27 protein-coding genes and 1 pseudogene are annotated in these 22,463 nt (G+C 63.5%); 16 read left to right on the top strand and 12 right to left on the bottom strand.

Annotation, left to right across the window (positions count from 1 at the left end):
• Positions 1 to 106 precede the first annotated feature (106 nt).
• On the top strand, positions 107 to 1,345 hold the full coding sequence (locus ACH9L7_RS06540) for an MFS transporter (protein ID WP_396613234.1): 1,239 nt from the start codon (positions 107 to 109) through the stop codon (positions 1,343 to 1,345).
• Positions 1,346 to 1,361: 16 nt separating this feature from the next.
• On the opposite strand, the gene ACH9L7_RS06545 is transcribed toward ACH9L7_RS06540, so the two are convergent.
• On the bottom strand, positions 1,362 to 1,508 hold the full coding sequence (locus ACH9L7_RS06545; RefSeq protein ID WP_396612919.1) for a hypothetical protein: 147 nt from the start codon (positions 1,506 to 1,508) through the stop codon (positions 1,362 to 1,364).
• Between the two features lie 159 nt (positions 1,509 to 1,667).
• On the opposite strand from ACH9L7_RS06545, the gene ACH9L7_RS06550 reads away from it, so the two are divergent.
• A complete protein-coding gene (locus ACH9L7_RS06550) occupies positions 1,668 to 2,114 on the top strand; it encodes an ester cyclase (RefSeq protein WP_396612920.1) in 447 nt (148 codons plus the stop codon).
• Positions 2,115 to 2,170: 56 nt separating this feature from the next.
• On the opposite strand, the gene ACH9L7_RS06555 is transcribed toward ACH9L7_RS06550, so the two are convergent.
• The gene (locus ACH9L7_RS06555) at positions 2,171 to 2,368 is read right to left on the bottom strand and encodes a hypothetical protein (RefSeq protein WP_396612921.1); all 198 of its coding nucleotides are present in this window, start codon (positions 2,366 to 2,368) and stop codon (positions 2,171 to 2,173) included.
• Positions 2,369 to 2,570: 202 nt separating this feature from the next.
• Between ACH9L7_RS06555 and ACH9L7_RS06560 the strand changes: the two genes are divergently transcribed.
• Positions 2,571 to 2,996, top strand: coding sequence for an EamA family transporter (locus ACH9L7_RS06560; RefSeq protein WP_396612922.1), 426 nt, complete (start codon positions 2,571 to 2,573; stop codon positions 2,994 to 2,996).
• 65 nt (positions 2,997 to 3,061) lie between these two features.
• Positions 3,062 to 3,625: a thioredoxin family protein gene (locus tag ACH9L7_RS06565; protein ID WP_396612923.1), complete on the top strand. Its 564-nt coding sequence runs from the start codon at positions 3,062 to 3,064 to the stop codon at positions 3,623 to 3,625.
• Positions 3,626 to 3,672: 47 nt separating this feature from the next.
• On the opposite strand, the gene ACH9L7_RS06570 is transcribed toward ACH9L7_RS06565, so the two are convergent.
• Positions 3,673 to 4,101, bottom strand: a complete 429-nt coding sequence (locus ACH9L7_RS06570) for an RNA-binding protein (RefSeq protein WP_396612924.1) — start codon at positions 4,099 to 4,101, stop codon at positions 3,673 to 3,675.
• A gap of 38 nt (positions 4,102 to 4,139) precedes the next feature.
• A complete protein-coding gene (locus ACH9L7_RS06575; protein ID WP_396612925.1) occupies positions 4,140 to 4,349 on the bottom strand; it encodes a DUF1918 domain-containing protein in 210 nt (69 codons plus the stop codon).
• 160 nt (positions 4,350 to 4,509) lie between these two features.
• On the opposite strand from ACH9L7_RS06575, the gene ACH9L7_RS06580 reads away from it, so the two are divergent.
• On the top strand, positions 4,510 to 5,079 hold the full coding sequence (locus ACH9L7_RS06580; RefSeq protein WP_396613235.1) for an NUDIX hydrolase: 570 nt from the start codon (positions 4,510 to 4,512) through the stop codon (positions 5,077 to 5,079).
• 6 nt (positions 5,080 to 5,085) lie between these two features.
• On the opposite strand, the gene ACH9L7_RS06585 is transcribed toward ACH9L7_RS06580, so the two are convergent.
• Complete coding sequence (locus ACH9L7_RS06585; RefSeq protein ID WP_396612926.1) at positions 5,086 to 5,514, bottom strand: 2Fe-2S iron-sulfur cluster-binding protein; 429 nt, start codon at positions 5,512 to 5,514, stop codon at positions 5,086 to 5,088.
• A 107-nt stretch (positions 5,515 to 5,621) separates the two neighbouring features.
• Here ACH9L7_RS06585 and ACH9L7_RS06590 point away from each other — a divergent pair, with 107 nt between their 5' ends.
• From ACH9L7_RS06590 to ACH9L7_RS06600, 3 genes are all read left to right on the top strand, one after another.
• The gene (locus ACH9L7_RS06590) at positions 5,622 to 6,305 is read left to right on the top strand and encodes a DsbA family protein (protein ID WP_396612927.1); all 684 of its coding nucleotides are present in this window, start codon (positions 5,622 to 5,624) and stop codon (positions 6,303 to 6,305) included.
• A gap of 134 nt (positions 6,306 to 6,439) precedes the next feature.
• A complete protein-coding gene (locus ACH9L7_RS06595) occupies positions 6,440 to 7,021 on the top strand; it encodes a TlpA family protein disulfide reductase (protein WP_396612928.1) in 582 nt (193 codons plus the stop codon).
• Positions 7,021 to 7,689 carry a cytochrome c biogenesis CcdA family protein gene (locus ACH9L7_RS06600; protein ID WP_396612929.1) on the top strand — a complete coding sequence of 223 codons (669 nt, stop codon included), beginning with the start codon at positions 7,021 to 7,023 and terminating at the stop codon, positions 7,687 to 7,689. Before ACH9L7_RS06595 ends, ACH9L7_RS06600 begins: the two co-directional genes overlap by 1 nt.
• A gap of 17 nt (positions 7,690 to 7,706) precedes the next feature.
• Here ACH9L7_RS06600 and ACH9L7_RS06605 read toward each other — a convergent pair whose 3' ends face one another.
• Positions 7,707 to 9,005, bottom strand: a complete 1,299-nt coding sequence (locus ACH9L7_RS06605; protein ID WP_396612930.1) for a twin-arginine translocation signal domain-containing protein — start codon at positions 9,003 to 9,005, stop codon at positions 7,707 to 7,709.
• 138 nt (positions 9,006 to 9,143) lie between these two features.
• Here ACH9L7_RS06605 and ACH9L7_RS06610 point away from each other — a divergent pair, with 138 nt between their 5' ends.
• The 3 genes from ACH9L7_RS06610 to ACH9L7_RS06620 are packed head-to-tail and all read left to right on the top strand — an operon-like array spanning position 9,144 to position 12,122.
• Positions 9,144 to 9,812, top strand: coding sequence for an SCO family protein (locus ACH9L7_RS06610; RefSeq protein WP_396612931.1), 669 nt, complete (start codon positions 9,144 to 9,146; stop codon positions 9,810 to 9,812).
• A complete protein-coding gene (locus tag ACH9L7_RS06615) occupies positions 9,812 to 10,888 on the top strand; it encodes an iron transporter (protein ID WP_396612932.1) in 1,077 nt (358 codons plus the stop codon). Before ACH9L7_RS06610 ends, ACH9L7_RS06615 begins: the two co-directional genes overlap by 1 nt.
• Before the next feature lie 34 nt (positions 10,889 to 10,922).
• Positions 10,923 to 12,122, top strand: coding sequence for an MFS transporter (locus ACH9L7_RS06620; protein ID WP_396612933.1), 1,200 nt, complete (start codon positions 10,923 to 10,925; stop codon positions 12,120 to 12,122).
• On the opposite strand, the gene ACH9L7_RS06625 is transcribed toward ACH9L7_RS06620, so the two are convergent.
• Together ACH9L7_RS06625 and ACH9L7_RS06630 are read right to left on the bottom strand one after the other, a co-directional pair.
• Positions 12,098 to 12,592: a hypothetical protein gene (locus tag ACH9L7_RS06625; protein ID WP_396612934.1), complete on the bottom strand. Its 495-nt coding sequence runs from the start codon at positions 12,590 to 12,592 to the stop codon at positions 12,098 to 12,100. The genes ACH9L7_RS06620 and ACH9L7_RS06625 overlap by 25 nt on opposite strands.
• Positions 12,593 to 12,673: 81 nt before the next feature.
• Positions 12,674 to 13,648, bottom strand: a complete 975-nt coding sequence (locus tag ACH9L7_RS06630; protein ID WP_396612935.1) for an aldo/keto reductase — start codon at positions 13,646 to 13,648, stop codon at positions 12,674 to 12,676.
• A gap of 46 nt (positions 13,649 to 13,694) precedes the next feature.
• On the opposite strand from ACH9L7_RS06630, the pseudogene ACH9L7_RS06635 reads away from it, so the two are divergent.
• The 3 genes and pseudogenes from ACH9L7_RS06635 to ACH9L7_RS06645 form a co-directional block, all read left to right on the top strand.
• A pseudogene (locus tag ACH9L7_RS06635) lies at positions 13,695 to 13,955 on the top strand (polymer-forming cytoskeletal protein); the annotation flags it as partial.
• A gap of 64 nt (positions 13,956 to 14,019) precedes the next feature.
• Complete coding sequence (locus tag ACH9L7_RS06640; protein WP_396612936.1) at positions 14,020 to 15,627, top strand: acyl-CoA synthetase; 1,608 nt, start codon at positions 14,020 to 14,022, stop codon at positions 15,625 to 15,627.
• 53 nt (positions 15,628 to 15,680) lie between these two features.
• Positions 15,681 to 16,478, top strand: a complete 798-nt coding sequence (locus ACH9L7_RS06645; protein WP_396612937.1) for a creatininase family protein — start codon at positions 15,681 to 15,683, stop codon at positions 16,476 to 16,478.
• A 173-nt stretch (positions 16,479 to 16,651) separates the two neighbouring features.
• Here the strand turns inward: ACH9L7_RS06645 and ACH9L7_RS06650 are convergent, their stop codons facing one another.
• The 3 genes from ACH9L7_RS06650 to ACH9L7_RS06660 all read right to left on the bottom strand — a co-directional run bounded on the left by ACH9L7_RS06650 (position 16,652) and on the right by ACH9L7_RS06660 (position 18,124).
• Positions 16,652 to 16,846, bottom strand: coding sequence for a cold-shock protein (locus ACH9L7_RS06650; RefSeq protein ID WP_008323852.1), 195 nt, complete (start codon positions 16,844 to 16,846; stop codon positions 16,652 to 16,654).
• Positions 16,847 to 16,993: 147 nt separating this feature from the next.
• A complete protein-coding gene (locus tag ACH9L7_RS06655) occupies positions 16,994 to 17,575 on the bottom strand; it encodes a peroxidase-related enzyme (protein WP_396612938.1) in 582 nt (193 codons plus the stop codon).
• A 54-nt stretch (positions 17,576 to 17,629) separates the two neighbouring features.
• Positions 17,630 to 18,124, bottom strand: a complete 495-nt coding sequence (locus ACH9L7_RS06660) for a metal-dependent hydrolase (RefSeq protein ID WP_396612939.1) — start codon at positions 18,122 to 18,124, stop codon at positions 17,630 to 17,632.
• 152 nt (positions 18,125 to 18,276) lie between these two features.
• Here ACH9L7_RS06660 and ACH9L7_RS06665 point away from each other — a divergent pair, with 152 nt between their 5' ends.
• Both ACH9L7_RS06665 and ACH9L7_RS06670 read left to right on the top strand, forming a co-directional pair.
• Positions 18,277 to 19,494, top strand: coding sequence for a mechanosensitive ion channel family protein (locus tag ACH9L7_RS06665; protein ID WP_396612940.1), 1,218 nt, complete (start codon positions 18,277 to 18,279; stop codon positions 19,492 to 19,494).
• Positions 19,495 to 19,572: 78 nt separating this feature from the next.
• The gene (locus tag ACH9L7_RS06670) at positions 19,573 to 19,695 is read left to right on the top strand and encodes a hypothetical protein (RefSeq protein ID WP_396612941.1); all 123 of its coding nucleotides are present in this window, start codon (positions 19,573 to 19,575) and stop codon (positions 19,693 to 19,695) included.
• A gap of 61 nt (positions 19,696 to 19,756) precedes the next feature.
• On the opposite strand, the gene ACH9L7_RS06675 is transcribed toward ACH9L7_RS06670, so the two are convergent.
• A complete protein-coding gene (locus tag ACH9L7_RS06675) occupies positions 19,757 to 22,222 on the bottom strand; it encodes a DUF5059 domain-containing protein (RefSeq protein ID WP_396612942.1) in 2,466 nt (821 codons plus the stop codon).
• Between the last annotated feature and the right edge of the window lie 241 nt (positions 22,223 to 22,463).

The following is a 22,463-nucleotide window of genomic DNA, read 5'->3' on the forward strand; positions in this document are numbered from 1 at the left end:
AGGTGTGTGAGCCCGTGCGTCCTGTCGTTTGGTGGCCGTGGCAGGCCACGCGGCCGGTGTCGCCGCTGACGAGCCACTTTTCACTCCCGACGGCGACAACTCTCCCGTGACAGAGACGCAGGAAAAGCGGGTCGTCGGCCTCGTCGCCGGGTCGCACGTTGTCAACCACGCCTACCTCGTCGCGCTCGCGCCCGTCATCGGCGTCGTCGCCAGCGAGTTCGGCGTGAGCATCGCCGCCGTCGGCCTCGCAATCGGCGTTCAGGGTGCCGTCGTCACGCTCCTGCAACTCCCTTTCGGCTATCTCTCGGACACCCGAAGTCGAACCCTCGTCCTCGCCATCTCGCTCATCGTCGGGACGCTCGGCATCGTCGCCACCGCCCTCGCGCCGACGTACGAGTGGCTCCTCGTTTCGCAGGCGCTCCTCGGCATCGGCATCGCGGGCCACCACCCCGCGCACTACCCGCTTCTCGCGGCGGCGACTGCCGAAGCGAACCGGGGCCGCGCCTACTCGATTCACGCCCTCGGCGGGTCTATCGGCTTCGCCGTCCCCTACGCCATCGCCGCGGGCGTCGACGCGGCCGGACTAGAGTGGCGCTGGGTCATCGGAATCGTCGCCGCGCTCGGTGCGGGATACGCCATCGCCGCACTCCCAGTTTCTCGAACGCTGCGTCCCGAAGTCGCGAAACCGGCGGTCGAAGACCGCCCCGACTCCCGGCCGACGCTGGCGGGTGTTCGCCGGGGGATTCGTGGTCTCGTCTCCTCGTCGGGACTGATGGGACTCGCGCTCCTCTCGTTTCTGACCTCTGCCGCCGCGTGGTGCATTCGAACCTACTCGCCACAACTCCTCTCCGGTGCCTACCCGCTCACCCCCGGGACGGCGAACCTCCTCGTCTCGGGGATGCTCGTGACAGGAGCAGGTACAATCTTACTCGGCGGGGCGCTCACGGACCGAATCGGTCCCGGAAGCGTCGCACTCGGTGGCTACGCGGCACTTGGGGTCCTCGCCGCCGCCCTGGCAACCGGCGCACTCCCGCTCGTCTTGCTCGTTCTCGTCTTACCCTTCAGCGGGACGATTAGCGTCTCTCGACCGGCGCGCTCGACACTCGCAGACCGACTCTCCGAGCGTTCGGACCTCGGAAAGACATTCGCTGTCGTCACTATCGGTATCTCCCTCGGTGGGGCCGTCGCTCCGCCAGCGTTCGGCGTGCTCATCGACCTCGCGAGTGTTCAGGTCGCCTTCGGCGTCGTCTCGGTCCTCGGATTCGTCTCGTTGGCCCTCACACAGTGGCTTCTCGGCCGGGTTGACGGGTCGGCGCGCGACCCACGGGCGGCCGCAGGCGACTAATCGGCCATCCGGTGAGTCACTCGCGTTGACTCACGGTGGTTCCGAGTGCCACGCCGAGCGCACCACCAACACCCGCACCGAGTGCCCCGAACAAGAACAGACCAATTCCACCGAACACAATCGCCGGAACGAAGACTGCGACCGGCGAGACGTTCTCAGACATGACGATTAAATTGCACTTCTGGTGGTGGTTAGTGACTTTCGAGTTTGCCACCAATTAATCGGGACGGGACTGCCCGTTGATTTCTGGGAGGACGTTCGTAACAGCAATAATCCATTACTAAGTTGTCACGCGTCGTCTCTCTGAACGGGGGGAGAGGAGATGTCAGCAACAACCGAGCAGGAAGAACAGAACCGAGAGACAGCGCTTCGGATTGCCGAAGAACTGTGGAACAAAGGGAACTACGACATCGTCGACGAGGAGTATGACCCGTTGGCCGAGACCCACGCGGTCACAGAACCCGAGGGATTGGTCGGAACACAAGAGGTGAAAGACTGGGCGAAGAAGTACCACGACGCGTTCTCTGACTTCCACATCGAAATCTTCGATGTCGTGGCGAGAAACGACCTCGTCTACGGTCGCTACCGCCTCACCGGGACGCACGACGGAACGCTCGACAGCCCTGAGGGAGAAATCCCGCCGACGAATCGGGAAATCGACGTCTGGGGGATGTTCGAAGCCCGGTTCGAAGGTGGCCTCATCGTCGAGCAGTGGAACAGTACGGACACGATGGCGATGATGAAGCAACTCGGGGTGGCGTCGGAGTAACCGACTCGGCGGTCATCGTCTCTTTTTGAAAACAGAATCCGGTGCCGAGTGACCGCCTATCCGGACCATTCGCCGCCGACATCGTCGGCGACGGCGTCGCGCCACATACCGAAGCCCTGTCGACAGATGGGACTCTCGTCGATGTGGTCGATGAAGCCTGCACCTTCGCTTTCGAGTTCGGCGAGGCAAAACGGACAGCGGGTCGGGTCGTCCCACGTGTGGGCGGTTACCGAAGGGGTTACTTCCTGGGACATGTCTACCTATACAGCATAATATGTGATAAACGTTTTCCACAGGTCAAAATTAACTCGTCTGGTTCAAGTTATAGACGGAAATTCTACTCTCTTTTAAAAGTAGTTTGTACAGCGGCACAACTCACGTCGATTCCGGGGGTGCTTTCGGCGAATCGTAATCCTATACCCCGCGGAGGCCCGGTGTCCGAACGGTGAATATTACGTGAACTACATCTCGTGGGCAGTCGTCGCGCTCGGCGCGTACTCGCTCGTCGCACCGCTGATGAAAGTCGCGACGACCGGGCAAGGAAAGATTCCGAGCGACGTGGCCGCCCTCGTCGCAAACGGTATTCTGGTCGCCGCCACGTTCGGTCTCATCGTCGTCTCGGGACAGAGCGTCTCCGACTCGGTCGTCAGTTCGAAACTCCCCTACGTCGTTTTCGCTGGTCTCTGTCTGGCGGTCGGCATCCTCTCGTACTACCGGGCGCTCGCGCTCGGTCCCGTCTCTATCGTCGCTCCCATCTTCGGGATGTTCCTCGCCGTCTCCTCCGTCGTCGGCATCATCGCCCTCGGCGAACCCGTTACGGCCCGCAAAGTCGCGGGTATCGCGTTCGCCGTCGTCGCCGTCTTCCTCGTTTCCGTCGAGTGATTCAGGCGGGCGAACGCTCGGGCAGGGGCCAACGGCTTTAGTCTCCTGGGTTCCAATCCCGTGGTATGGTCTTGATGGAATCCGACTCGGAACTCGAACACGGCGACGACGCGCCCGGTTTCGAACTCCCCGGGACCGACGGGGAGACGTACTCGCTCGATTCGTTCTCCGAGTACGACGCGCTTCTCATCGTCTTCACGTGTAACCACTGTCCGTACGCGAAGGCGAAGTTCGACGAACTGAACTACCTCGCTGACGCGTACGACGACCTCGCGGTCGTCGGTATCAACCCGAACGACGACGAGGACTACCCCGACGACTCCTTCGAGCGGATGCAGGAACTCGCCGACGACGGTACCATCGACTACACTGCGTACCTCCGCGACGAGTCACAGGAAGTCGCCAGAGCGTACGGTGCGGTCTGTACGCCCGACCCGTTCCTCTTCGAAAACACGGGCGACGGGTTCGAACTCGTGTTCCACTCTCGCATCGACGACGCGATGAGTCCCGACGAAGAAGTGACCGATTACGAGATGCGCGATGCGGTCGAAGCGCTTCTCGCTGGCGACGACATCCCCGTCGAAGAGTATCCCTCGCAGGGATGCTCCATCAAGTGGTCCGAAAACTGACCACCGGGTAGCCAGAAAACTGAGACAGAACGCGCGAGACGGCGGCGCTACTCGTCGCCGACGAGAGCGTTGTGAGCGTTTTCGACTGCCGCTTCTTTCTTCGCCGGGTAGGCCTCGACCTTGGCCCGGAGCGTGAGTCCGGGGCCGCGTCGAACCTCGTCTCTGAACGCGGCCTGTTTGTCGAGTCGGAGGAAAAACTCGGTGTTGTCGGTCACTCGGTCGTCCAGTTCCTCCAAGAGTTCCTCGAAGTCGGGGAGTTCACGAATCTTCGAGAGCACGTGCCGCAGGTCGTCGGCGCGTTCGACCCGCGCGGAGAAGACGATGATTCGGTCACCGTGGTGGCCCGTACTCTCCATCCGGTCGATTTCGAACTCGTCGGGGAGGAACGTCCGGAGGGCCGCCTCAACCCGTTTGTCGTCTTCCGTCTCGTAACAGAACGTGCGGAGGTCTATGTAGTGAAAGGGAACGCGTGCCATCGTATGTAGAAGTGTCGCGGGTGAGGCGGTAAGGAGGTTTACTCTTCGTCTTCTTCAGCCGCTTCGTCCGCTTCGGCGGCTTCGAGTTGGTCCTGCGGGATACCGACTTCCTGCCCCTCGTCGAAGCTGATGGTGTAGGTCGGCTCACCGAACATGCTCTCGATAACCTGCGTGACCGTCCCGGTCTCGCCGTCGAACTCGCTGTGTTTGTCGTGCAGAACGACTGTATCGTCCTTCTCAAAGCTCATGCTCCTCACTTCCGCGTCGCCGAATAAAAGCGCGGTGATTGGTCTCGACGCCTCGGTTCGACGAGCGGATGCACCCCGTTCGAAGCCGATTTGTGGGGGTATTCCTAACTACGAGTATGTCGACGCGACCGGACTCGAACCGCCCGTCGTTCGTCCCGCAATGACGGTCGACGACCTGTGGTTCCTCGCCGACGAGGCGCGACAGCGGGCCGAGCAGGCCTACCATCGACTCCGTCGAAGCCACACGGAGTTCCTCGAACCGGTCCACACGAAGCGCGTCTCTCGCGCTCGCTTCCGGACGCTCGCGTCTCGCGTCAAATCGACCGGCACCCCATTCGGCGTCCACACTATCGTCCGTCGGCGCGACGACGAAGTTCTCCTCGTCCGCCACGACGGCGTCGAGATGTGGGTTCTCCCCGGCGGGAACGTCGCTTCCGGAGAAGGATTTCGAGAGGCTGCGCGCCGAGAACTCGCCGAAGAGGCCGGAATCGGTGCCGAATACGACGGGCTCGCGATGGCGACTCGAATCGACCTCCGGTGTGACGGCCACCAGACGTGGGGCGTCATGCCAATCTACCAGGCCCGCGCGGAGCAGGCGGCGGAACTCGCTGTCCGCGACCCGGACGACGAAATCTCGGCTGCGCGGTGGTTCCACGTCTCCGACGTTCCGGACGACACCCGCGACCGAGAAGACTTGCTTCGATGGTACGACCACGCCACCGACGGATAAGACAGGTTACTCGCGGTCCGAGTCGTCACTGCCGCGACCACCAGTAGCATCGGTTCCGCAGAGAGCGTCGTCGTCGACATCGCATCGACACTCATCGGGCGCAGTATCTGGTGCACCATCGGACGTTTTGTGGCCCCAAAGTCCGGGGTACTTTTCGACCCAGAGGTCGCCCAAGACGAGTGTCTGGCACGACAACCGAAGCCCCGGTCGCTCCTCGTGTGGCGGGAAATTCAGCCGCCACCCCTCCATCTTCGTCCGGTGAGTCACCGGGCCTTCGACGGAGACTGCACAGGTACCACAGCACCCGATGCCGCGGCAGTTCGCCCACGACGCGTTCCCGTTGTGCGGTGGCTCCCCGGCCTCACGAAGCACGTCCCGAAGGACCGCACCGCGGTCACACTCGATTTGACGCCCGCGGAAGTGGACGGTTGGCACAGGTACCGAAAGGAGATGGGGACGCTAAGACGTATCGTTCGACGGTCGGTGGGACACGAAGAACGGACCTCGGTGGGCCTAAGTACGGGACACTCTACACTCCGTCTATGCAGCAGACCCGACGCAGGTTCCTCGCAACGACGGCTGGTGCGGCGATGCTCGGTACTGCCGGATGTCTCGGCGGTGGTGGTAGCCAGAGCGACCAGGGTGCTCTCTCCTCGCTCGGTTGTGACATCGCCGAACGTGACCCGGTCGACTCCCTCCCGACGCCCACGATGGGTCCCGACGACGCATCCGTCGTCGTCGACGTGTGGGAAGATTTCGCGTGTCCCCACTGTGCGACCTTCTCGCTCGATGTCCTCCCGAAACTCGAATCCGAGTACGTCTCCGAAGGCATCGTCCAGTACCGCCACCACGACTTCCCGATTCCCGTGGGCAAGTGGTGGTCGTGGAAAGGCGCGTCCGCCGCTCGCGCCGCACAGGACGAAGCCGACGACGAGACGTTCTTCGAATTCGCCCACGCACTGTTCGAAAACCAGTCGTCGTTCGGCGGCGGGAAGCGCGAAGCGTCGCTCTCGACGGTCCGTGACCTCGCAAGTGACGTCGGTCTCGACGGATGTTCGGTCGCTTCCGCCGCCTCGCGCGGTCGATACCGTCCGCTTCTCGATTCCCAGCGAAAAGACGCCGTGGAGAACCGCGGCCTCGAAGGGACGCCGACGGTCCTCGTGAACGGTGAGCAGGTCGCCCACGGGTGGAAGGACCTGAAATCGGCCATCGAGAACGCTCGATAAGCCGAATTCGAGGCACACACTACCTCTGAAGCGTGATTCGCGCACGACACCAGCGGTTCTTTAGGGGGAAGTGAACTAGCCATGCGTATGAACGCGACACGAAGGTCGATGCAGCCGTGCCGAGGTGACGGCCGATGAGACGCCGTCAGGTCCTCGGCGCGCTCGCGGGTGTCGGCCTCGGCGGCATCGCTGGCTGTCTCGGCGGTGATTCGTCCGGCGGGACCGACGATGCCGGAGAGTCCACCGATGCGGCCGGAACGGCCACTGACTCCACCGAGTCCGCCGCCAGTGGCGACCTCCCGCTGGTCGTCGATACCATCGACGCACAGGGGTCCGAGGCGGGCGAGGTTCGCGTCCCGGCCGCGGGGACGCCCACCATCCTCGACCTCTTCGCCACGTGGTGTGCGCCGTGTGTTGCACAGATGGAGTCGCTTCGGACGCTCCACGAGGAGTTCGGCGACGACGTCGCCTTCGTCTCGGTGACGAACGAGCGACTCGGCGGCGGTCTCACTCTCGACGACATCCGGGCGTGGTGGGCCGACCACGACGGCAACTGGACTGTGGGTCACGACCCCGAGAGCAGACTGATGCGCGCCGTACGCGCGAACGGACTTCCGTACCTCGTCGTCTTTGACGCGAACGGCGAGATAACGTGGACCCACCGCGGACTCGCCAGCGAGTCGAACATCCGGGAGGCGCTCGAGGGCGTTCGCTGATGCTCGGCCTCGACCCCGCGTTCGCAGGGACGCTCGCGTTCGCCGTGAGTGCGGGTGTCGCAACGTTCTTCGCCCCGTGTGCGTACCCCCTGCTTCCGGGGTACGTCGGCTACTACCTCTCGCGTGATGAGGCTGACTTGGGTGGGGCCGTCACCCGCGGGTCCGTCGCCTCGCTCGCCGCCCTCATCGTCCTCGCGGCCATCGGCGGCGTCCTCGTCCTCGTCGGCGGTCGAATCACCTCTCAAATCGCCCTCTTCGAGCCAATCGTCGGCGGCGCGCTCGTCGTCTTCGGCGTGCTCCTCTACACCGGCAGGGCACCGAATCTCCACGTCGTCCTGCCCGAGTACCGGTCTTCAGTCGCCGGATTCGGAATCTTCGGGGCCGTCTACGGCCTTGCCGCTGCGGGCTGTGTCGTGCCTATCTTCCTCGGCGTCGTCGCGCAGTCGCTCGCGCTCCCGACGCCGCAAGCCGTGATTTCGCTCGGGGCCTACGCGCTGTCCGCGGCGCTTCCGCTGGCTATCGTAACGGTACTGACCGCACTTAGTGGCGGCCGCGTTCGCTCGCTGTCGCAGTACATCGGGTCGGTGCAGAAAGTGGCCGCCGTCGTGATGGTCCTCGCCGGTGTCTGGCAAATCGTGCTGGCGCTGTCGTTCCTCGGGTACGTTTGAGGGAGGTCCCGAACAACTCAGGCGTCCGGCATCGGTGCCGTTCCGGCCGTCGTCGGCAACGACCGAATCTCTCGCGGCGGCACGAGGAAGTTCCCGCGGTGCTTGACGAAGATGTACTCTAAAATTCCGTTGTTCACGCGCTGACGAATGGTCGGGATGTCGGTGAGGTCGGTGCCGTTCATCGCCTCGCGGACCGCTTCGAACTCGGAGATGCCGGTTTGTAGCGACGGGAAGTGCAGGCTGGCGATGCCGTCGTCGGCCGACTCGAAGTGCCGCCGGAGGAGTTTGACGTTCCCGTCCGTGTCGCGGTTGGCGCGGGCGGCCTTCTGGGCGTGGCCGACGTGGCCGAACTGTTCTGCGTCCTCACGTATCCGGTCGAGCATGGCGTCGATACCGCTGTCGTCGCCGAGGTTCGCGCCGATTCCGTCGACCAGTTCCTCCTCGGCGTGAGCGGGCGAAAACAGCTTCATGATGCGGTGGAACTGGTCTTCTTCGTCGTACCAATCGGCGAGTCGCTGCCGGACGTTCGCGACGTGTTTCGTCGTGCCTCCGGCGAACGGCCCCTCGGCGAGTGTGACGTACTCCTCGGTCGCCTGATTCTTGGCGAATCCGGCCTTGAATCCCATGAACAGCGGCGACTCCTTCGGGACGGGATTCCCGTCTGGGATGCCGTTGATATCCGACTGGTGTTTCGCCGGAAGGCCGGCACCGACGAATCCAGTTCGCCTGTCTCCGACCGAGAACACGCCCGAGAGGTCGGCATCGACGGCGATACCGTTTGCTTCGTCGACTTCGCCTGTGAGCGCCTGTTCGGCTTCGAGGACGACATCCGCTCTGTCGGATGCGAGGTGGATGAGCGCGTCCTGCCGGTCGAATTCGGGTGTCTCGAACGGCGAGAGCGCCCGTGGCTCGGGAAGGTCGATGGAGTCCGGAAGCGGGTCGTCGAAGCGGGAGAAGTACCGCGGCGAGTAGCCGACAGACCAGATGAGGCCCTCGTGGCTTCGCTCGTACGCACGGTCGAGTACGCGGAAGGCGTCTTCGGTCGTCTGGCGGTCAGCTTTCGTCGGCGGGCCGTCGCGGTCGAGATTCAGGTAGAGGAGTATCTGGTGGCGCGGTAACTCGACGTTCCCGTACTCGTCGGTCAGACACGCGTCGTTCCAGGCGTGCTGTCGATTCGGAAGCGAAGAGGGGTCGTCGGTCCCCGCCGGTACGGGTTCGTCCGGTGCCTTGTCGAGGCACGCCGAGAGCGCCGCCGCCCCGCCTGCGGCCACGGCGGCTTTCAGGAACGCTCTGCGGGATGGCTCCCCGTCGAACATACTCCGCTTTGGAACCTCCCAAGCAAGTGGGTTCTGGTGTGCGCCTCAAATTGGTGCGTTTCTCGAATCGAAATCGGCGGCTGGGCGTTCGAAACACACACCAAACGGCATTTAGCTATCGGCTCAATAGAGATGATAATGAATCGCCGAACCTATCTCCGCGTCGCAGGTACCGGCGCGGCACTTGGGCTCGCCGGTTGTCTCGGTGGCGGCGGGAATCCGAACGTCTCACTTCCGAAACCCGACCGCGAAAACGACGTGACAAGCGAGCAACTTCCCTACCCTGCGTGGGGACAGCAGGTTCCCGACGTAACACTTCACGACCCTATCCACGGAACCGACGTTGCCGCCCACGACATCGACGTCCCGCACTTCCACACGTTCTTTTTCACCAACTGCATGACCGTCTGTCCGGTCCTCATAAGCGCCCTGCGGGAGGTCCAGATTCACTCTGTCTCCGAGGGATACGCCGACAAAGTCGGCTTCTATCCCGTCACGTTCGACCCCGCACGCGACGATGCGGACGCCTTCCGCGAGGAGGCGAGCCAGATGAACGTCGACATGGACGTGGGGAACTGGCACTTCCTCCGCGCCGGAGACGAAGCCGAAACGAAGGAAGTCGTCGAAGAGCAGTTCGGCGTCTTCTTCGAGCAGAACGAACCCAACGAAGAGGGGAACTACATGTTTACTCACCTCGGCCTCGTCATGCTCGTTAACGGCGACGGCTACGTCGAGCGCACCTATCGCGGGAACCAACCGGACGAACAGGCCCTCATCGACGACCTGACCGCACTTCGGGAGGCGTGATGCGACGGCGACAGTTCCTCGCGGCCACAGGGACTGCCGCAACGTTCGGTTGCTCCGGTTGTCTGGCGGAACTCGGCCGCATCTACACGTCGGACGAACCGCCTGTCCTCTCGAACCGTCCCGCCGAACCCTACATTCCGACCCACGTCGAAGGCATGAACCCGGTCGGAACTGCCGACGTTGGCGACTTCCGCGTCGGCGTCTTCTACAGCTATCCGCACCGCTTCTGGGTGATGGACGAAGAAGAGGGAGACTTCGGAACGAGCCTGACTCGTCCCGCACGGAGCGCCGATATCCATCTCATGGCCTCGGTGTGGGACCCCGACACTGGCGTCGTCGTCCCCGACACCGGCCTGTCTGTCGAACTCACCCGAGACGGGTCGCTCGTCAGCGAGGAGGTCATCTACCCGATGCTCTCCCAGCGGATGGGCTTTCACTACGGTGGGAACTTCGGCCTCGACGGCGACGATACCTACGAGGTTCGCGTGAACGTGGGTGCGGCATCGCTGAACTGCTTCGGCGCGTTAGAAGGGAAATTCCAGTCCGCCGCGGCGGGTCGTCTCGACTTCGAGTTCGAGAGCACGGACCGAAACGACATCCCCTACGAACGACTCGACGAAAAGAAAGGCGACAGAGGCGCGGCCAAGCCGATGCAGATGGAGTCGGTTCCGCTCGGACACGCCCCCGAGAGACTCCCCGGAGAACCACTCGGCAGCGGAACTGCGAGCAACCTCCGATTGGTCGGAACTGCCATCTCGGACCCGCGGTTCGGCGACGACACCTACCTCGCCGTCTCGGCGCAGACGCCGTACAACCGACTCGTCGTTCCGCGGACGGGCCTTTCTGCGACCGTCTCCGGCGGCGGCCACGTCCGATTCGACGGCCGCCTCGAACCCGGACTCGACCCGGAACTCGGCTTCCACTACGGGGCACCAGTCCCCGAACTCTCGTCCGGAGACGACATCGAACTCGTGGTCGAGGTGCCGCCGCAAGTCGTCCGTCACGAGGGCTACGAGACGGCGTTCTTGGAGTTCGGTACCACCACGCTGTCGGAGCCCGTTTCCCGCCTGACGTAGACAGGTCTATTTTCGCCGAGGACAACCCAGAGATATGGATGCGACGCGCCGTGACCGACTGACGCTCGCGCTCGCAGTCTGGGGTGTCCTCGTCGCACAGGTGTTCCTCTATCCGGGCGTCGCCGATCTCGTTACGGCGCTCGGCGGCGAGGGCGACCTTTCCGACGGGATGCTGTTTCTCGTCGCCGAATTCGCCGCGTTCGTCACGTTTGCGAGCCTCTGGGGTGCCGCCTCGGACGCACTCGGAAGACGAACCCCACTTATCATCGCTGGCGCACTCGGCGGTGCAGCGAGTTATCTCACTCTCGCCGCCCTTCCGAGTCTCGGTGCACCCTTCGTCGTCGCGCTCGCGGTCCGTCTGGTCGGCGGTGCGCTGACTATCGGTGCGTTCTCGCTCGCGATGACGATGCTCGCCGACCTCTCGGGCGGCAACGGGCGAAACATGGGCGCGGCCGGTATCGCTATCGGGCTGGGTGCCGCCCTCGGGTCTGTCGTGGGGGGGCGACTCTCTACCTTCGACCCGCTCGCACCGCTGTACGCCGCGGCCCTCGTTCTCGTGTCCGTCGCCGTTCTCGTCGCCACCGTCACGGACCGTGCTCCCGACGCCACCCGCGTGAAGTTCGGGACGGTCCTGCGCCGATTGGCGGCGAAGCCCGTCTTCGGCATTCCCTTCGCATTTGGCTTCATCGACCGAATGACGGCCGGGTTCTTCTCGCTCGTCGGCGTGTTCTACTTCCGTCAGGAGTTCGGGGCCGACGCCGCGCTCGCGGGTGGGATTCTCGCGCTCTTTTTCATCCCGTTCGCGCTGTTGCAGTATCCAATGGGGACGCTCTCGGACCGCATCGGCCGGTTCATTCCGGTCGTCGGCGGGTCGATGCTGTTCGGCCTCTCTATCGTCGGCGTCGGTCTCGCACCGACGCTCCTCCTCGCCGCGGGCGGGATGGTCGTCGTCGGCGTCTTCGGGGCGATGGTCGCGCCCGCGACGATGGCACTCGTCACCGACCTCGCCGAACCGGACGAACGCGGGGCCGCACTCGGTGGGTTCAACGTCTTCGGCAGTCTCGGGTTCCTCGCGGGGTTCATTATCGGCGGCACCGTCGCCGAGGTGGTCGGCTACCTCCAATCGTTCCTCGTCGTCGGATTCGCGGAGGTTGCGATTGCACTCGTCGCGTTTCGGGCAGTCAAGCGTCTCGACCCCAGTCAACCGGGTCAGACGCTGCCGAGTGCTGACTGAATCTCCGCCTCGACGACGCGCCACATCGCCCGCAGACAGACGATAACCGCGAGACCGACGCCCGCGAGGACGTAGGCGAAAAAGAGACCGACGAAGATGTCGCCGTTTCCGCGGTCCGGGACCGAAGTGGAGAACTCGCCGAGTCGGAGCGTGAACGCGACGATACCGGCGACGAAGAACGCGAGCATCAGTTCGAGCATCCGCCAGAAGGACTCCATTTCCACACCGCCGCGTCCGGTGAGAAACCGGACGATTCGTCGGGAGGCAGCAAACAGCGACGTGCCCGTGAGTGCGAGGATAGCCACTGCCGCGGCCGAAAAGCCAACGTCGGTGAGCGGGAGCGACGGGACGAACGGCGAGGCGAGCGTCAGGGCGACGCTCGCGAGGACGAGCGCCGAGAGGAGTACCTCGGCGGCGAACAGGGCCGTTCCCGCGTCACTTCGGATGTGGCTGACGAGTCGCCTGTGCACGATTTTCCCTCTCGGCACGGCGCAAAGTGTTTTACCCTCGCCGTGGCCCGAACGGTGACCAATTGGTGATGCGCGAAACGGTTAGTCGTGGCCGGAGACGCGAACCGGTTGGTACGGCTCTTCGAGGTACTCGATATCGGAGTCGGAGAGTTTGATGTCGAGTGCTTCGACGGCATCTTCGAGGTGTTCGATGCTCGTCGTCCCGACGATTGGCGCATCGACCCAATCCTTGTGCAGCACCCACGAAAGTGCGATTTGGGCCATCTTCACGCCCTTCTCGTCGGCGAGTTCCTGCACGCGCTCGTTCACTTTGCGACCGTTCCCTTCGAAGTACGGGTGGCCCATGGCGAGTTCATCCGTCTCGCCGCGCGTCGTTGCGTCGAACTCCTCGTGCGGGCGCGTGAGGTACCCACGGGCCAGTGGCGACCACGGCATGACGCCCACGCCCTGTTTCTCACAGAGAGGAAGCATCTCGCGTTCTTCCTCGCGGTACAGCAGGTTGTAGTGGTTCTGCATAGTCGCAAAGCGGTCCAACCCGAGCGAGTCGGCTGTGTACTGCGCCTCGGCGAACTGGTGTGCCCACATCGACGATGCACCGATGTAGCGTGCCTTTCCCCGGCGAATCGCATCGTCGAGGGCGCTCATCGTCGTCTCGATGGGCGTGTCGTAATCCCAGCGGTGGATTTGCAGGAGGTCGAGCGTGTCCATCCCGAGTCGGTCGAGCGAGTTGTCGAGTTCCTGTTCGATGGCCTTCCGCGAGAGGCCGCCCGAGTTCGGGTCGTCGTCGTCCATCTGGAAGTACACCTTCGACGCGACGACCATCTCGTCGCGGCGGCCCTCCAGCGCCTTCCCGAGGATGCGCTCTGACTCGCCGTCGGAGTACATGTTGGCGGTGTCGAAGAAGTTGATTCCGAGGTCGATAGCGCGGTCGACGAGTTCGAGACCCGCCTCTTCGTCGAGGACCCACTCGCGCCAGTCGGGCGTGCCAAAGCTCATGCAACCGAGACAGATGCGCGAGACTTCCATGCCGGTGTTCCCGAGCGTCGTGTACTCCATACACTCGGTGTCGTCGGGAGCGAGCAAAAAGGTGGACAAAGCGGTTGGCATCTACGGGGCGCTCGTCCTCGGGACGTGGCTCCTCTCGCTCGCCAACTACGCGAATCGCTGGGCGGCGCTCGTGCTTGGCCTGTTCATCCTCACCCTGCTCGACTTCGTTCCGCTGGGCGGTCTCGTCGAGTTCGTCGTCCTGCTGGTCGGGTTGGGTGCATTCGCACTCGCCCTCCGCGAGGAATTCGCTGATGAGGGTGACGACAGCGCGAGCACATCCGACGAAGGACCACAAGAAGGCGCTCCGATGGCCTGACCGCGGCAGGGTCCCGCCAAATTTCGGACGAACAATTATTACAGTCGTCTCTGTCTGGTGTGGTATGGCAATCGATTACAAAGCGGAGCTGGAATCGTTCGAGTGGGACATCCCGGATGACTACAATATCCCCGCGGTCATCGAGTCACACGCCGACTCCTTCGGTGACCGCGTGGCGCTGACGTTCCGCGACGACGAGGGTCGACGCGCGGAGGTAACCTACGAGGACCTTCGTAACGACATGAATCGATTCGCCAACGCCCTCGAATCTCTCGGCGTCGGAAAGGGAGACCGCGTTATCCACCTGCTTCCGCGCGACCCCGACGTGTTCGCGATTCAACTCGGCGCGCTCAAACGCGGCGCGCTCCTCGTCCCGAGTTCGTCGATGCTCAAACCGAAGGACATCGAGTTCCGCGCCAACGACTGCGCGGCGACGACGGCGGTCGTCTACGAGTCGCTGGTCGAGATGGTCGACGAAGTGCGCGACGAGACACCACTGGAGAATTTCATCTCGCTCGGCGGCGAACCCGAGGGCTGGACCGACTTCGACAGCCTCGTTGCGGACGAGTCGACCGACCACGACGGCCCCGACCTGAAGGCCGAAGACCCGATGTCTATCAACTACACCTCCGGGACCACGGGTCAGCCAAAGCCGGTTCGCCACCGCCACCGCTGGATGCGCTGTTTCGAACTCGTCAACGCCCCCTACTGGTGGGGCGTCACCGCGGACGACGACCTCTCGGACGAACTGCTCTGGGCAACCACCGGAACCGGGTGGGCGAAGTGGTTCTGGAGTCCGGTCGGCGTGGGGTTGACCACCGGCGCGACCCAGTTCGTCTATCGCGGCGACTTCGAGTCAGAGACCTTCCTCGAACTCATGGAAGAAGAAAGCGTCACGCGCCTCTGTGCGGTGCCGACCCAGTACCGCATGTTCGCCCAGCACGACCTCGAATCGTACGACCTCGACCTGAAGGAGGTGCTCTCGGCGGGCGAACCGCTCAACCGCGAACCAATCGAGGCGTTCCGCGAGGCGTTCGACATCACCCCACGCGACGGCTACGGCCAGACCGAGACCGTCGCGCTCCTGACGAACTACCCCGGCATCGACGTGAAACCCGGCAGCATGGGTAAACCGACGCCCGGCCTCGGGACGACTATCATCGATGAGGACGGCGAGGAAGTCGGCGTCGACGAAATCGGCGAAATCGCCGTTCCCGTCGGCTGTCCCGGTATCTTCGACGGCTACTACGAGAAGCCGAATCTCGACGAACAGACGTTCTCGGGCGACTACTACCGCACCGGCGACCTTGCGAGTCGAGACGAAGACGGCTACTTCTTCTTCGAAGGCCGCGCCGACGACATCATCATCTCGTCTGGCTATCGCATCGGTCCCTTCGAAGTCGAAGACGCGCTGGTGTCTCACGAGGCGGTCGCCGAGGCCGCGGCGGTCGGAAGCCCGCACGAAGAACGCGGGAACATCGTCAAGGCATTCGTTGTCCTCACCGATGGCTTCGACGGCTCCGACGAACTCGTGACCGAGCTACAGGAGTTCATGAAAGAACAGACCGCCCCGTACAAGTACCCGCGCGAAATCGAGTTCGTCGAGCAACTCCCGAAGACCTCCTCCGGGAAAATTCGCCGCGTTGAACTCCGCAAACAAGAACGCGAGTAAGACCACCTGTCGCCCACTTTACTTTCTTTACCTGTCGCTCCGTCGTGACTCTCATGTACATCGCCGACCAGACGTGGCCGGAACTCGGGGAGTACGTCGCGGAGTCGTCACTGGCGCTCGTTCCCCTCGGGTCAACCGAGCAGCACGGCCCGCACCTGCCGCTTGCAACTGACCACCTCATCGCCGAGGCGTTGGCGCGCGAGGCCGCCGACCGGACGGGCTTTCTCTGTACGCCCACGGTGAACGTCGGCGTCAGTCCGCACCACCGGCAGTTCCACGGAACGATGTGGGTCGATGCGCCGCAGTTCCGCGACTACGTGGAGTCGATGACGCGCAACCTCGCGTACCACGGCATCGACCGAGTCGTGTACGTCAACGCCCACGGGGGCAACATCCAGCACCTCCGCGAGGTCGGACGGCGACTCCGTGACGACGGCACCATGTACGCCATCGAGTGGATGTGGGACGAGTCGATTCCGGACCTCGTGCGCGAACTGTTCGACCACCCCGGTCCGCACGGTGGCCCCAAGGAGACGGCGATGATTATGCACATCGCCCGTGACCTCGTCCGAGAAGACCGCCTCGAAGATGCCCGCGATGGCGGGCGTCGAACGTTCGCCGGACGCGACTACCGCGAACACGGCGCACGAACCTTCTACGACGCCATCGAGAACTCCGACAACGGCGTCTTTGGCGACCAGACGGCCGCGACGCCCGAGGCAGGAGCCAAGCTATTCGAGGCGGCGAGCGAGCAACTGGTGCACCTCGTCGAATGGCTGGACGACCAACCGCTCGACGACCTGATGGCACCTGCGCACGTTGACCCACAACCCGGGTCGCGGCGTCGCTGATGACCGTCTGGGTTCTCGGTGACCAACTCAGCCCCGGACATCGCGCCGCTTCAGCACGATGACAGCGTACTCATGATAGAAGCCCACGCCTTCGGTGAGCGCCGCCGCTCAGACGGTGAAAATTGGAACGTCTCCTTGCCGGTACTGTCGCGTTGGTCGAATCGCTCGCAGACTTAGAGTCGCGTCACGTTGACCGCTCGCGGGCCTTTATCGGCCTGTTCGATGTCGAACTCCACTTCTTGTCCCTCCTCGAGGTCCGGGCCGCCGATGTCTTCCATGTGGAAGAACACGTCGTCGTCTGCGTCGTCTGTCTCGATGAATCCGTATCCACCGGAGGACTTGAAGAAAGCTACCTTACCTTTCGCCATCTCGTGTCGTTTGTCGCCCGTCGAAGCCATAAGGTTTCCGCCAATTGATAACAATTCGTATGGGTTGGTGACCCATTTATTACCAAATTGGACGGTTTACACGGCCTCTCACGGGCGAACCGTGCTGTTCGACACTCGTCTCGTCAGTCAGTCGTCGCGGGGTTCTCGCCCGAGCGTGTGGAACTCCTCGTTCGGCCGCATGTCCGCGAACATCGCCATGCGGTTGCTCAGATTGAAAAACGAGGTAACTGCGCCAATGTCCCACACTTCCTCTTCGGAGAATCCAACGTCACGGAGTTTCTGTAGGTCGTCTTCGCCGACTTCGACCGGGTGTTCGGTGAGTTTGACCGCCACGTCGAGCATCGTCTTGTGCTTCTCGGAGATGTCGGCCGAACGGTAGTTTGCGACGAGTTGGTCCGCGAGAAGCGGGTCTTTCGCGTAGATGCGGAGGAGTGCGCCGTGGGCGACGTTACAGTAGTAACAGTGGTTGACACCCGAGACGGCGACGATTATCATCTCGACTTCGTGGCGTTCGAGCGTGGTATCGTCGACGAGCGCGTCGTGGTAGTCGAAGAAGGCCCGCCAGTGCGACGGCTTGTAGGCAAAGCCAGCGAAGACGTTCGGGGTAAAGCCCGCGCGTTCGGTCTCTTCTTCGATTCGTTCGCGGAGGTCGTCTGGCAGTTCGTCGAGGTCCGGGACCGGGAATCGGCGCATCGCGTCGTCGTCCATGCATCGGTGCTCGCCCGGACGGACCTTAACGATTCCTCAGGTCACGGGAGAAAATCAGACGACGAGCGACAGGTAGGCTGTCGCAGCAACCGCAAACACGCCGAGCGCGAAGAGGCCGTAGTTGGCGAACGTGTTGTCCGCAGTCCACAGAGAGAGTGTTACCTTCCGAGACGACAGCGGCCAGAAGGGGCGGATTCCGGCGGGCGTGAGTGCGTCAGCCACCAAGTGCGCGAGGATGGTGAGTGCGCCGGTTGCGAATCCGAATCCAACTAGCGTCGTGGTCTGCGGTTCGGAGAGGCCGCGTGCCGTCGCCAGCAGGGTTGCAGCGCCGCCACCGACGCCGCCGACGAGGAGCGCGAAGAGAATCGTGTGTGTCGGCCCGCGGTGCGAGAGGCCGGGAATCCGGTGGTCGTAGTCTGGGAGCATCGCAAGCCAACACATCGCCGCACCCAACACGAACGCGAGTTCCGGGGTTCCCATCTCGACGAGCGCGAATCCAACCGGCGCGAACACGAGCAGCGAGACTCCCCAGTGACCGACTCGATACATCTGGTGTCTTCTCGCCCACGCGGTACACAAAGTCTTTCGGCTGGTCGCTCCCTGCCTGCGCGTGTCGTCCGCGACGTACACCGTCGTCTGCAACGTCTGCTGGCGACGACACCGGAGCAATCGTTATCCCTCGCGCCCGCGACTTCCGCGGCATGAGCCAGCACCTCGCAGAACTGCTCTCCGGTCTGTCGGCGCTAGAGGCATCCGTCCTCGTGATGCTCATCTCCGTCGTCGGTGCGTTCGTGATGGAGGCGGTGGTCCTCCGACTCCTCTTTCAGTACACGAGGCGGACAGAGACGGGCCTCGACAACATCGTGGTGCAGGAACTCCGCTGGCCAATCGTCATCACCGTCGCGCTCACGGGTATCTATCTGTTCGCCCAGACCCCGGCAGTCGCCGACGCACTCGTGGTGAGTGCGGCCGACCTCAACACCTTCTTCGGCCGTCCATCGATCTCTGTCGGCATCGTCATCTGGGCGTGGGCGCTCAACCGCCTCGTCAATCGTCTCGTCGAGGAGGTCAAGACCAAAGGGAGCCGATTCGACTTCGCGCCGGTCTTTTCGAACATCTGGACGATTCTCGTCGCCGTCGGGACCATCGGCGCGCTGTTGTACCTCTGGGGTATCGAGATAACGCCGCTTTTCGCCGGGGCGGGCATCGCTGGCATCGCCGTCGGGTTCGCCGCGAAGGACACCGTCGCCAACTTCTTCGGCGGTATCGCGCTGTACTTCGACGACACCTACAAAATCGGAGATTACGTCGTCCTCGACTCCGGTGAGGCGGGGACCGTTGTTAAGGTCGGGATTCGCTCGACCACGCTTCTCACCCGCGACGAACTCCTCGTCACGGTACCGAACTCGGTGCTCAACGCGGCCAAAATCATCAACGAGTCGGCTCCGAACCGCCGCCGCCGGGTGAAAATCCCCGTCGACGTCGCCTACGGCACCGATATCGACGACTTCGAAGAACTGCTCGTCGACGTCGCCCTCGACGAACCACTGGTTCTCGATTCGCCGCGTCCACGAGCGCGGTTCCGACAGTTCGGTCCCGACGCGCTCGAATACGAACTCGTCTGCTGGGTCAACAGCCCACTGAAGCGCGGCAAGGCGACGCACAACCTCAATCGGACAATCTACAAGCAACTGAACGCTGCCGGAATCAGTATCCCGTTCCCGCAGCGCGACGTGCACTTCTACTCGCCCGATGGTACTGTGGATGCTCCGCAATCGGCAGCGGCGGAGGCAGCGAACGGCGGCACCGACCACCCGCGAGATGCCTCCTTCGCCGAGGGCGACTCCTACGATGACCTCGTCAGCGGGGGCGACTCCTATGATAACCTCGTCGGCGAGGACGAAACTGACAACGAGTAGCGCAACGTGCACACCGAAGGCCGCCGGGCAGGTTCGAGTCGGCGAGAACGTTAACCGTCGTCATTCCATTGCTCGTATATGCTCCAACTCGGTCCACTCGACACGCTCATCGGGATATTTGGTCCGTTCGCTATTCCCGTGCTGTTGTTCGTCGCGGGAGCCGTTGGCTATCTCATTATCGTCGCACTCGGGAGCAAATAAAAAAGAACGAAGCATGCCAGACACTTCGTTGTAGGGACGTGCGGGGCCGTGGGAAGTCAGCCTACTCTTCGACGATAATCTTCCCCGTCATGCCCGCGGCTTCGTGCGGGACGCAGTAGTAGGCGTGCTCACCGGCCGTCTCGAAGGTGTGGACGTAGGACTGACCAGACTGGACAGCGCCTTTGCCTTCGTCCCAGCCAGTTTCTGCGGCTTCCTGCGACTCGAATCCGCCGGAGGCCCAGTACGCGGCCCCCTCCGGAATCTTGTCGCCGTAGGCGGTCACCGAGTGTGCCTCGCCGCCAGCGTGCTCGAATGCGACCGTGTCGCCGACCGACACGGTGAGTTCGGCGGGGTCGAACGAGACGGCGTTCATCTTCACGACGTGGTCTGCGTCTTCGGGGACGCCCTCGACGACGTTCGGGCCACCACTCAACTCGGTCTCGCCTTCACCGTGGCTGTGGTCGTGCGACGAGTGGTCGAGCGGTGCCTTGTCGATAGCGCCGACGACGGCGAACTGTGCGCGAAGCGTCGCGGACGCGTAGGCTTCCGCGGAAGCATCGACTTCGCTGCCCGCTTCGAGCGCCGAGACGTACGCCGAGAGCTTCTCTTCGAAGCCTTCGTAGGCACCGTGGTCCGCGTGTTCCAGCGTCTCGTGGACGCGAGCGCCCTCGAAGGTCTGGAAGACACCACTCATGCGCTCGGACGCGGCAGCAGCGAGACCGGCGTCGGCCGCGGCGGTTACGACGACGGCGTACATCGAATCGACCGCCTTCTGGTTGTACGTCTTCGCGGCACCGTAGGTGTCGCCATCCTCTTCGGCCGCGGTGCGAACCTCGCCGAGTGCGCCTTCGAAGGACTCATAGAGGTCGTGGTCCGCGTCTTCCAGTGCTTCGTGGTAGCCGCCAGCGCCCGTCTCGAAGAACTCGAAGGTGGACGAGACGACTGTGGAAGCGCGGGACGATGCGTCGAGGGTTGCGAGTCCGGCAGCGTCGAAGCCGCGCGCACCGAAGAACGCCGCTTCGGCGGCCGAGACTTCTGCGGTCGTACCGACAGCCGCCTCGAACTCGAAGAGTACGTCCATCGCACCCTCGGCGTGGGTGGCTGCCTGCTCGGCGTTGCCCGCGGATGCGGCGTCGACGAGACCCGCGAGGTGTTCTTCCTCGAAGCGGTGGTAGAGGTCTTCGGACTCGTGTTCGACGGCCTCGTGGAGGTTGGCTTCGTTCTCTTCGAACCGGCCAAAGAGACCTTCGGCGACCGAGGCGGCGCGGTCGGTCGCACCGAGTGCGACGAGTTCGCGGGCGTCGGCGAGACGGGCGCGGAAGAACGCCGATTCGAGTGTGGTCGCGGCGTCGCCGCCGACGAGTGCAGAGACACCTGCGAGCAAGTTCTCGTCGACCGTCGCAAGCGCGTCGGCCGTCGCCGTGGCGTCGCCCGATGCGGCCGCGGACTTGAGCGATTCGAGACCGCCCTCGAAGCCTTCGTAGGCGTCGTGGTCGGCCTCTTCGAGGGCTTCGTGAGCGCGTGCGCCTTCGAAGTGGGCGAAGATGTCGCCCGCGAGCGTCGCGGCGAAGTCGGTCTTACCTTGGGCGACCAGCCATGCAACGTCTGCCGCGCGTGCGCGGTAGAGCGTCAGCGATGCGGCGTGGGCGTACTCGTCACCGGGGCCGCCGAGTCCGGCGAGAACTTCGGCGTCGAAGCCGATTGCCTGCATGAGCGCGAGGTGTCCCGCACCAGCGACGCTCTTGGGTGCGATTTCGTAGCTTGCGTCGACCGTCGCAGTGGCCGCCGAGCGGGCGGACTGCTGAATCGAACTCGCGTCGCTCGCGTCGGCAGCACCTTCGATTCCGGCCTCGAAGGCTTCGTACAGTTCGCCCGACGCTTCTTCGAGCACTTCGTGCTCGGGCGCGGATTCGAAGGCCTCGTACACGCCGTGTGCGACTTCCGCAGCGGCTTCGACTTCGCCAGCAGCGGCGAGCATCTCTGCGTCCCGAGCGCGGGCACCGAAGGTGAGGACACCGAGGGCGTCGACGACTGCCGAATCGACGCGGCCGCGCTGGGCTGCGAGAAGGTTGTCTGCGGCCTGCTTTGCGAGGTCGATACCCTCGTCGGCGTGACCTGACGAGAAGGCTTCCCGTGCGCCGCCGAGGTGTTCTTCGAACGTCTCGTAGTTCTCCTCGTTCGTCGCTTCCAGTTGCTCGTGGGCACCCCACTCGCCCGAGGACTCCTCGAAGCGCTTGAACACGTCCTTGGCGACCTGTCCGGCGGTTCCGGTGCGCCCTGCGGTAGCGAGCGCGATAGAGTCGTAGAGGCGAGCGCGCATCGCGTTCCACTCTGCGGCGACAGCGACGGACGCATCGACCGCCACCTCGGCTGAGGTCCCCTCCGAGTCCTCCCCCTCGGTTTCCGGCGCGCCGGTCTCCGTCTCTGTGTTCGCCGAAGCGTCGTCCTGCCCACTGCAACCCGCAAGTCCGGCGGTCGCAATTGCCAGACCTGTTGTTTTCAATAGCGTCCGTCGAGAGTACGTCATCAATCTTTAGGCTTGCCTAAACAAATAAAAGGGCTTCGAATTTTAGGTCAGCCTAAAACAGGCGAGCCAGTCGCGGCTCACGGTGTTTCTCTGTACTTTTGGCTCGCCTAAATACAGATAAGCCCGTCGATTGTTCGCAGAACGTGAGAGTTCGAATACACACACTGTCGAGGAATCGGGTCGAAGCCGAACCGCAGAATCGGTGGCGAAAATCCGACTCAGTCGCCCGAAATCGGGAACA

Source organism: Haloferax sp. S1W (assembly GCF_044593955.1).
Classification (GTDB): Archaea; Halobacteriota; Halobacteria; order Halobacteriales; family Haloferacaceae; genus Haloferax.

Coding starts and splice junctions, on each gene's coding strand:
- ACH9L7_RS06640 (WP_396612936.1), top strand. CDS start 14,020: ATGGCAATCGATTACAAAGCGGAGCTGGAATCGTTCGAGTGGGACATC.
- ACH9L7_RS06655 (WP_396612938.1), bottom strand. CDS start 17,575: ATGGACGACGACGCGATGCGCCGATTCCCGGTCCCGGACCTCGACGAA.
- ACH9L7_RS06675 (WP_396612942.1), bottom strand. CDS start 22,222: ATGACGTACTCTCGACGGACGCTATTGAAAACAACAGGTCTGGCAATT.
- ACH9L7_RS06660 (WP_396612939.1), bottom strand. CDS start 18,124: ATGTATCGAGTCGGTCACTGGGGAGTCTCGCTGCTCGTGTTCGCGCCG.
- ACH9L7_RS06650 (WP_008323852.1), bottom strand. CDS start 16,846: ATGGCGAAAGGTAAGGTAGCTTTCTTCAAGTCCTCCGGTGGATACGGA.
- ACH9L7_RS06600 (WP_396612929.1), top strand. CDS start 7,021: ATGCTCGGCCTCGACCCCGCGTTCGCAGGGACGCTCGCGTTCGCCGTG.
- ACH9L7_RS06550 (WP_396612920.1), top strand. CDS start 1,668: ATGTCAGCAACAACCGAGCAGGAAGAACAGAACCGAGAGACAGCGCTT.
- ACH9L7_RS06565 (WP_396612923.1), top strand. CDS start 3,062: ATGGTCTTGATGGAATCCGACTCGGAACTCGAACACGGCGACGACGCG.
- ACH9L7_RS06590 (WP_396612927.1), top strand. CDS start 5,622: ATGCAGCAGACCCGACGCAGGTTCCTCGCAACGACGGCTGGTGCGGCG.
- ACH9L7_RS06595 (WP_396612928.1), top strand. CDS start 6,440: ATGAGACGCCGTCAGGTCCTCGGCGCGCTCGCGGGTGTCGGCCTCGGC.
- ACH9L7_RS06645 (WP_396612937.1), top strand. CDS start 15,681: ATGTACATCGCCGACCAGACGTGGCCGGAACTCGGGGAGTACGTCGCG.
- ACH9L7_RS06570 (WP_396612924.1), bottom strand. CDS start 4,101: ATGGCACGCGTTCCCTTTCACTACATAGACCTCCGCACGTTCTGTTAC.
- ACH9L7_RS06610 (WP_396612931.1), top strand. CDS start 9,144: ATGAATCGCCGAACCTATCTCCGCGTCGCAGGTACCGGCGCGGCACTT.
- ACH9L7_RS06630 (WP_396612935.1), bottom strand. CDS start 13,648: ATGGAGTACACGACGCTCGGGAACACCGGCATGGAAGTCTCGCGCATC.
- ACH9L7_RS06575 (WP_396612925.1), bottom strand. CDS start 4,349: ATGAGCTTTGAGAAGGACGATACAGTCGTTCTGCACGACAAACACAGC.
- ACH9L7_RS06555 (WP_396612921.1), bottom strand. CDS start 2,368: ATGTCCCAGGAAGTAACCCCTTCGGTAACCGCCCACACGTGGGACGAC.
- ACH9L7_RS06545 (WP_396612919.1), bottom strand. CDS start 1,508: ATGTCTGAGAACGTCTCGCCGGTCGCAGTCTTCGTTCCGGCGATTGTG.
- ACH9L7_RS06605 (WP_396612930.1), bottom strand. CDS start 9,005: ATGTTCGACGGGGAGCCATCCCGCAGAGCGTTCCTGAAAGCCGCCGTG.
- ACH9L7_RS06670 (WP_396612941.1), top strand. CDS start 19,573: ATGCTCCAACTCGGTCCACTCGACACGCTCATCGGGATATTTGGTCCG.
- ACH9L7_RS06665 (WP_396612940.1), top strand. CDS start 18,277: ATGAGCCAGCACCTCGCAGAACTGCTCTCCGGTCTGTCGGCGCTAGAG.
- ACH9L7_RS06620 (WP_396612933.1), top strand. CDS start 10,923: ATGGATGCGACGCGCCGTGACCGACTGACGCTCGCGCTCGCAGTCTGG.
- ACH9L7_RS06580 (WP_396613235.1), top strand. CDS start 4,510: ATGACGGTCGACGACCTGTGGTTCCTCGCCGACGAGGCGCGACAGCGG.
- ACH9L7_RS06615 (WP_396612932.1), top strand. CDS start 9,812: ATGCGACGGCGACAGTTCCTCGCGGCCACAGGGACTGCCGCAACGTTC.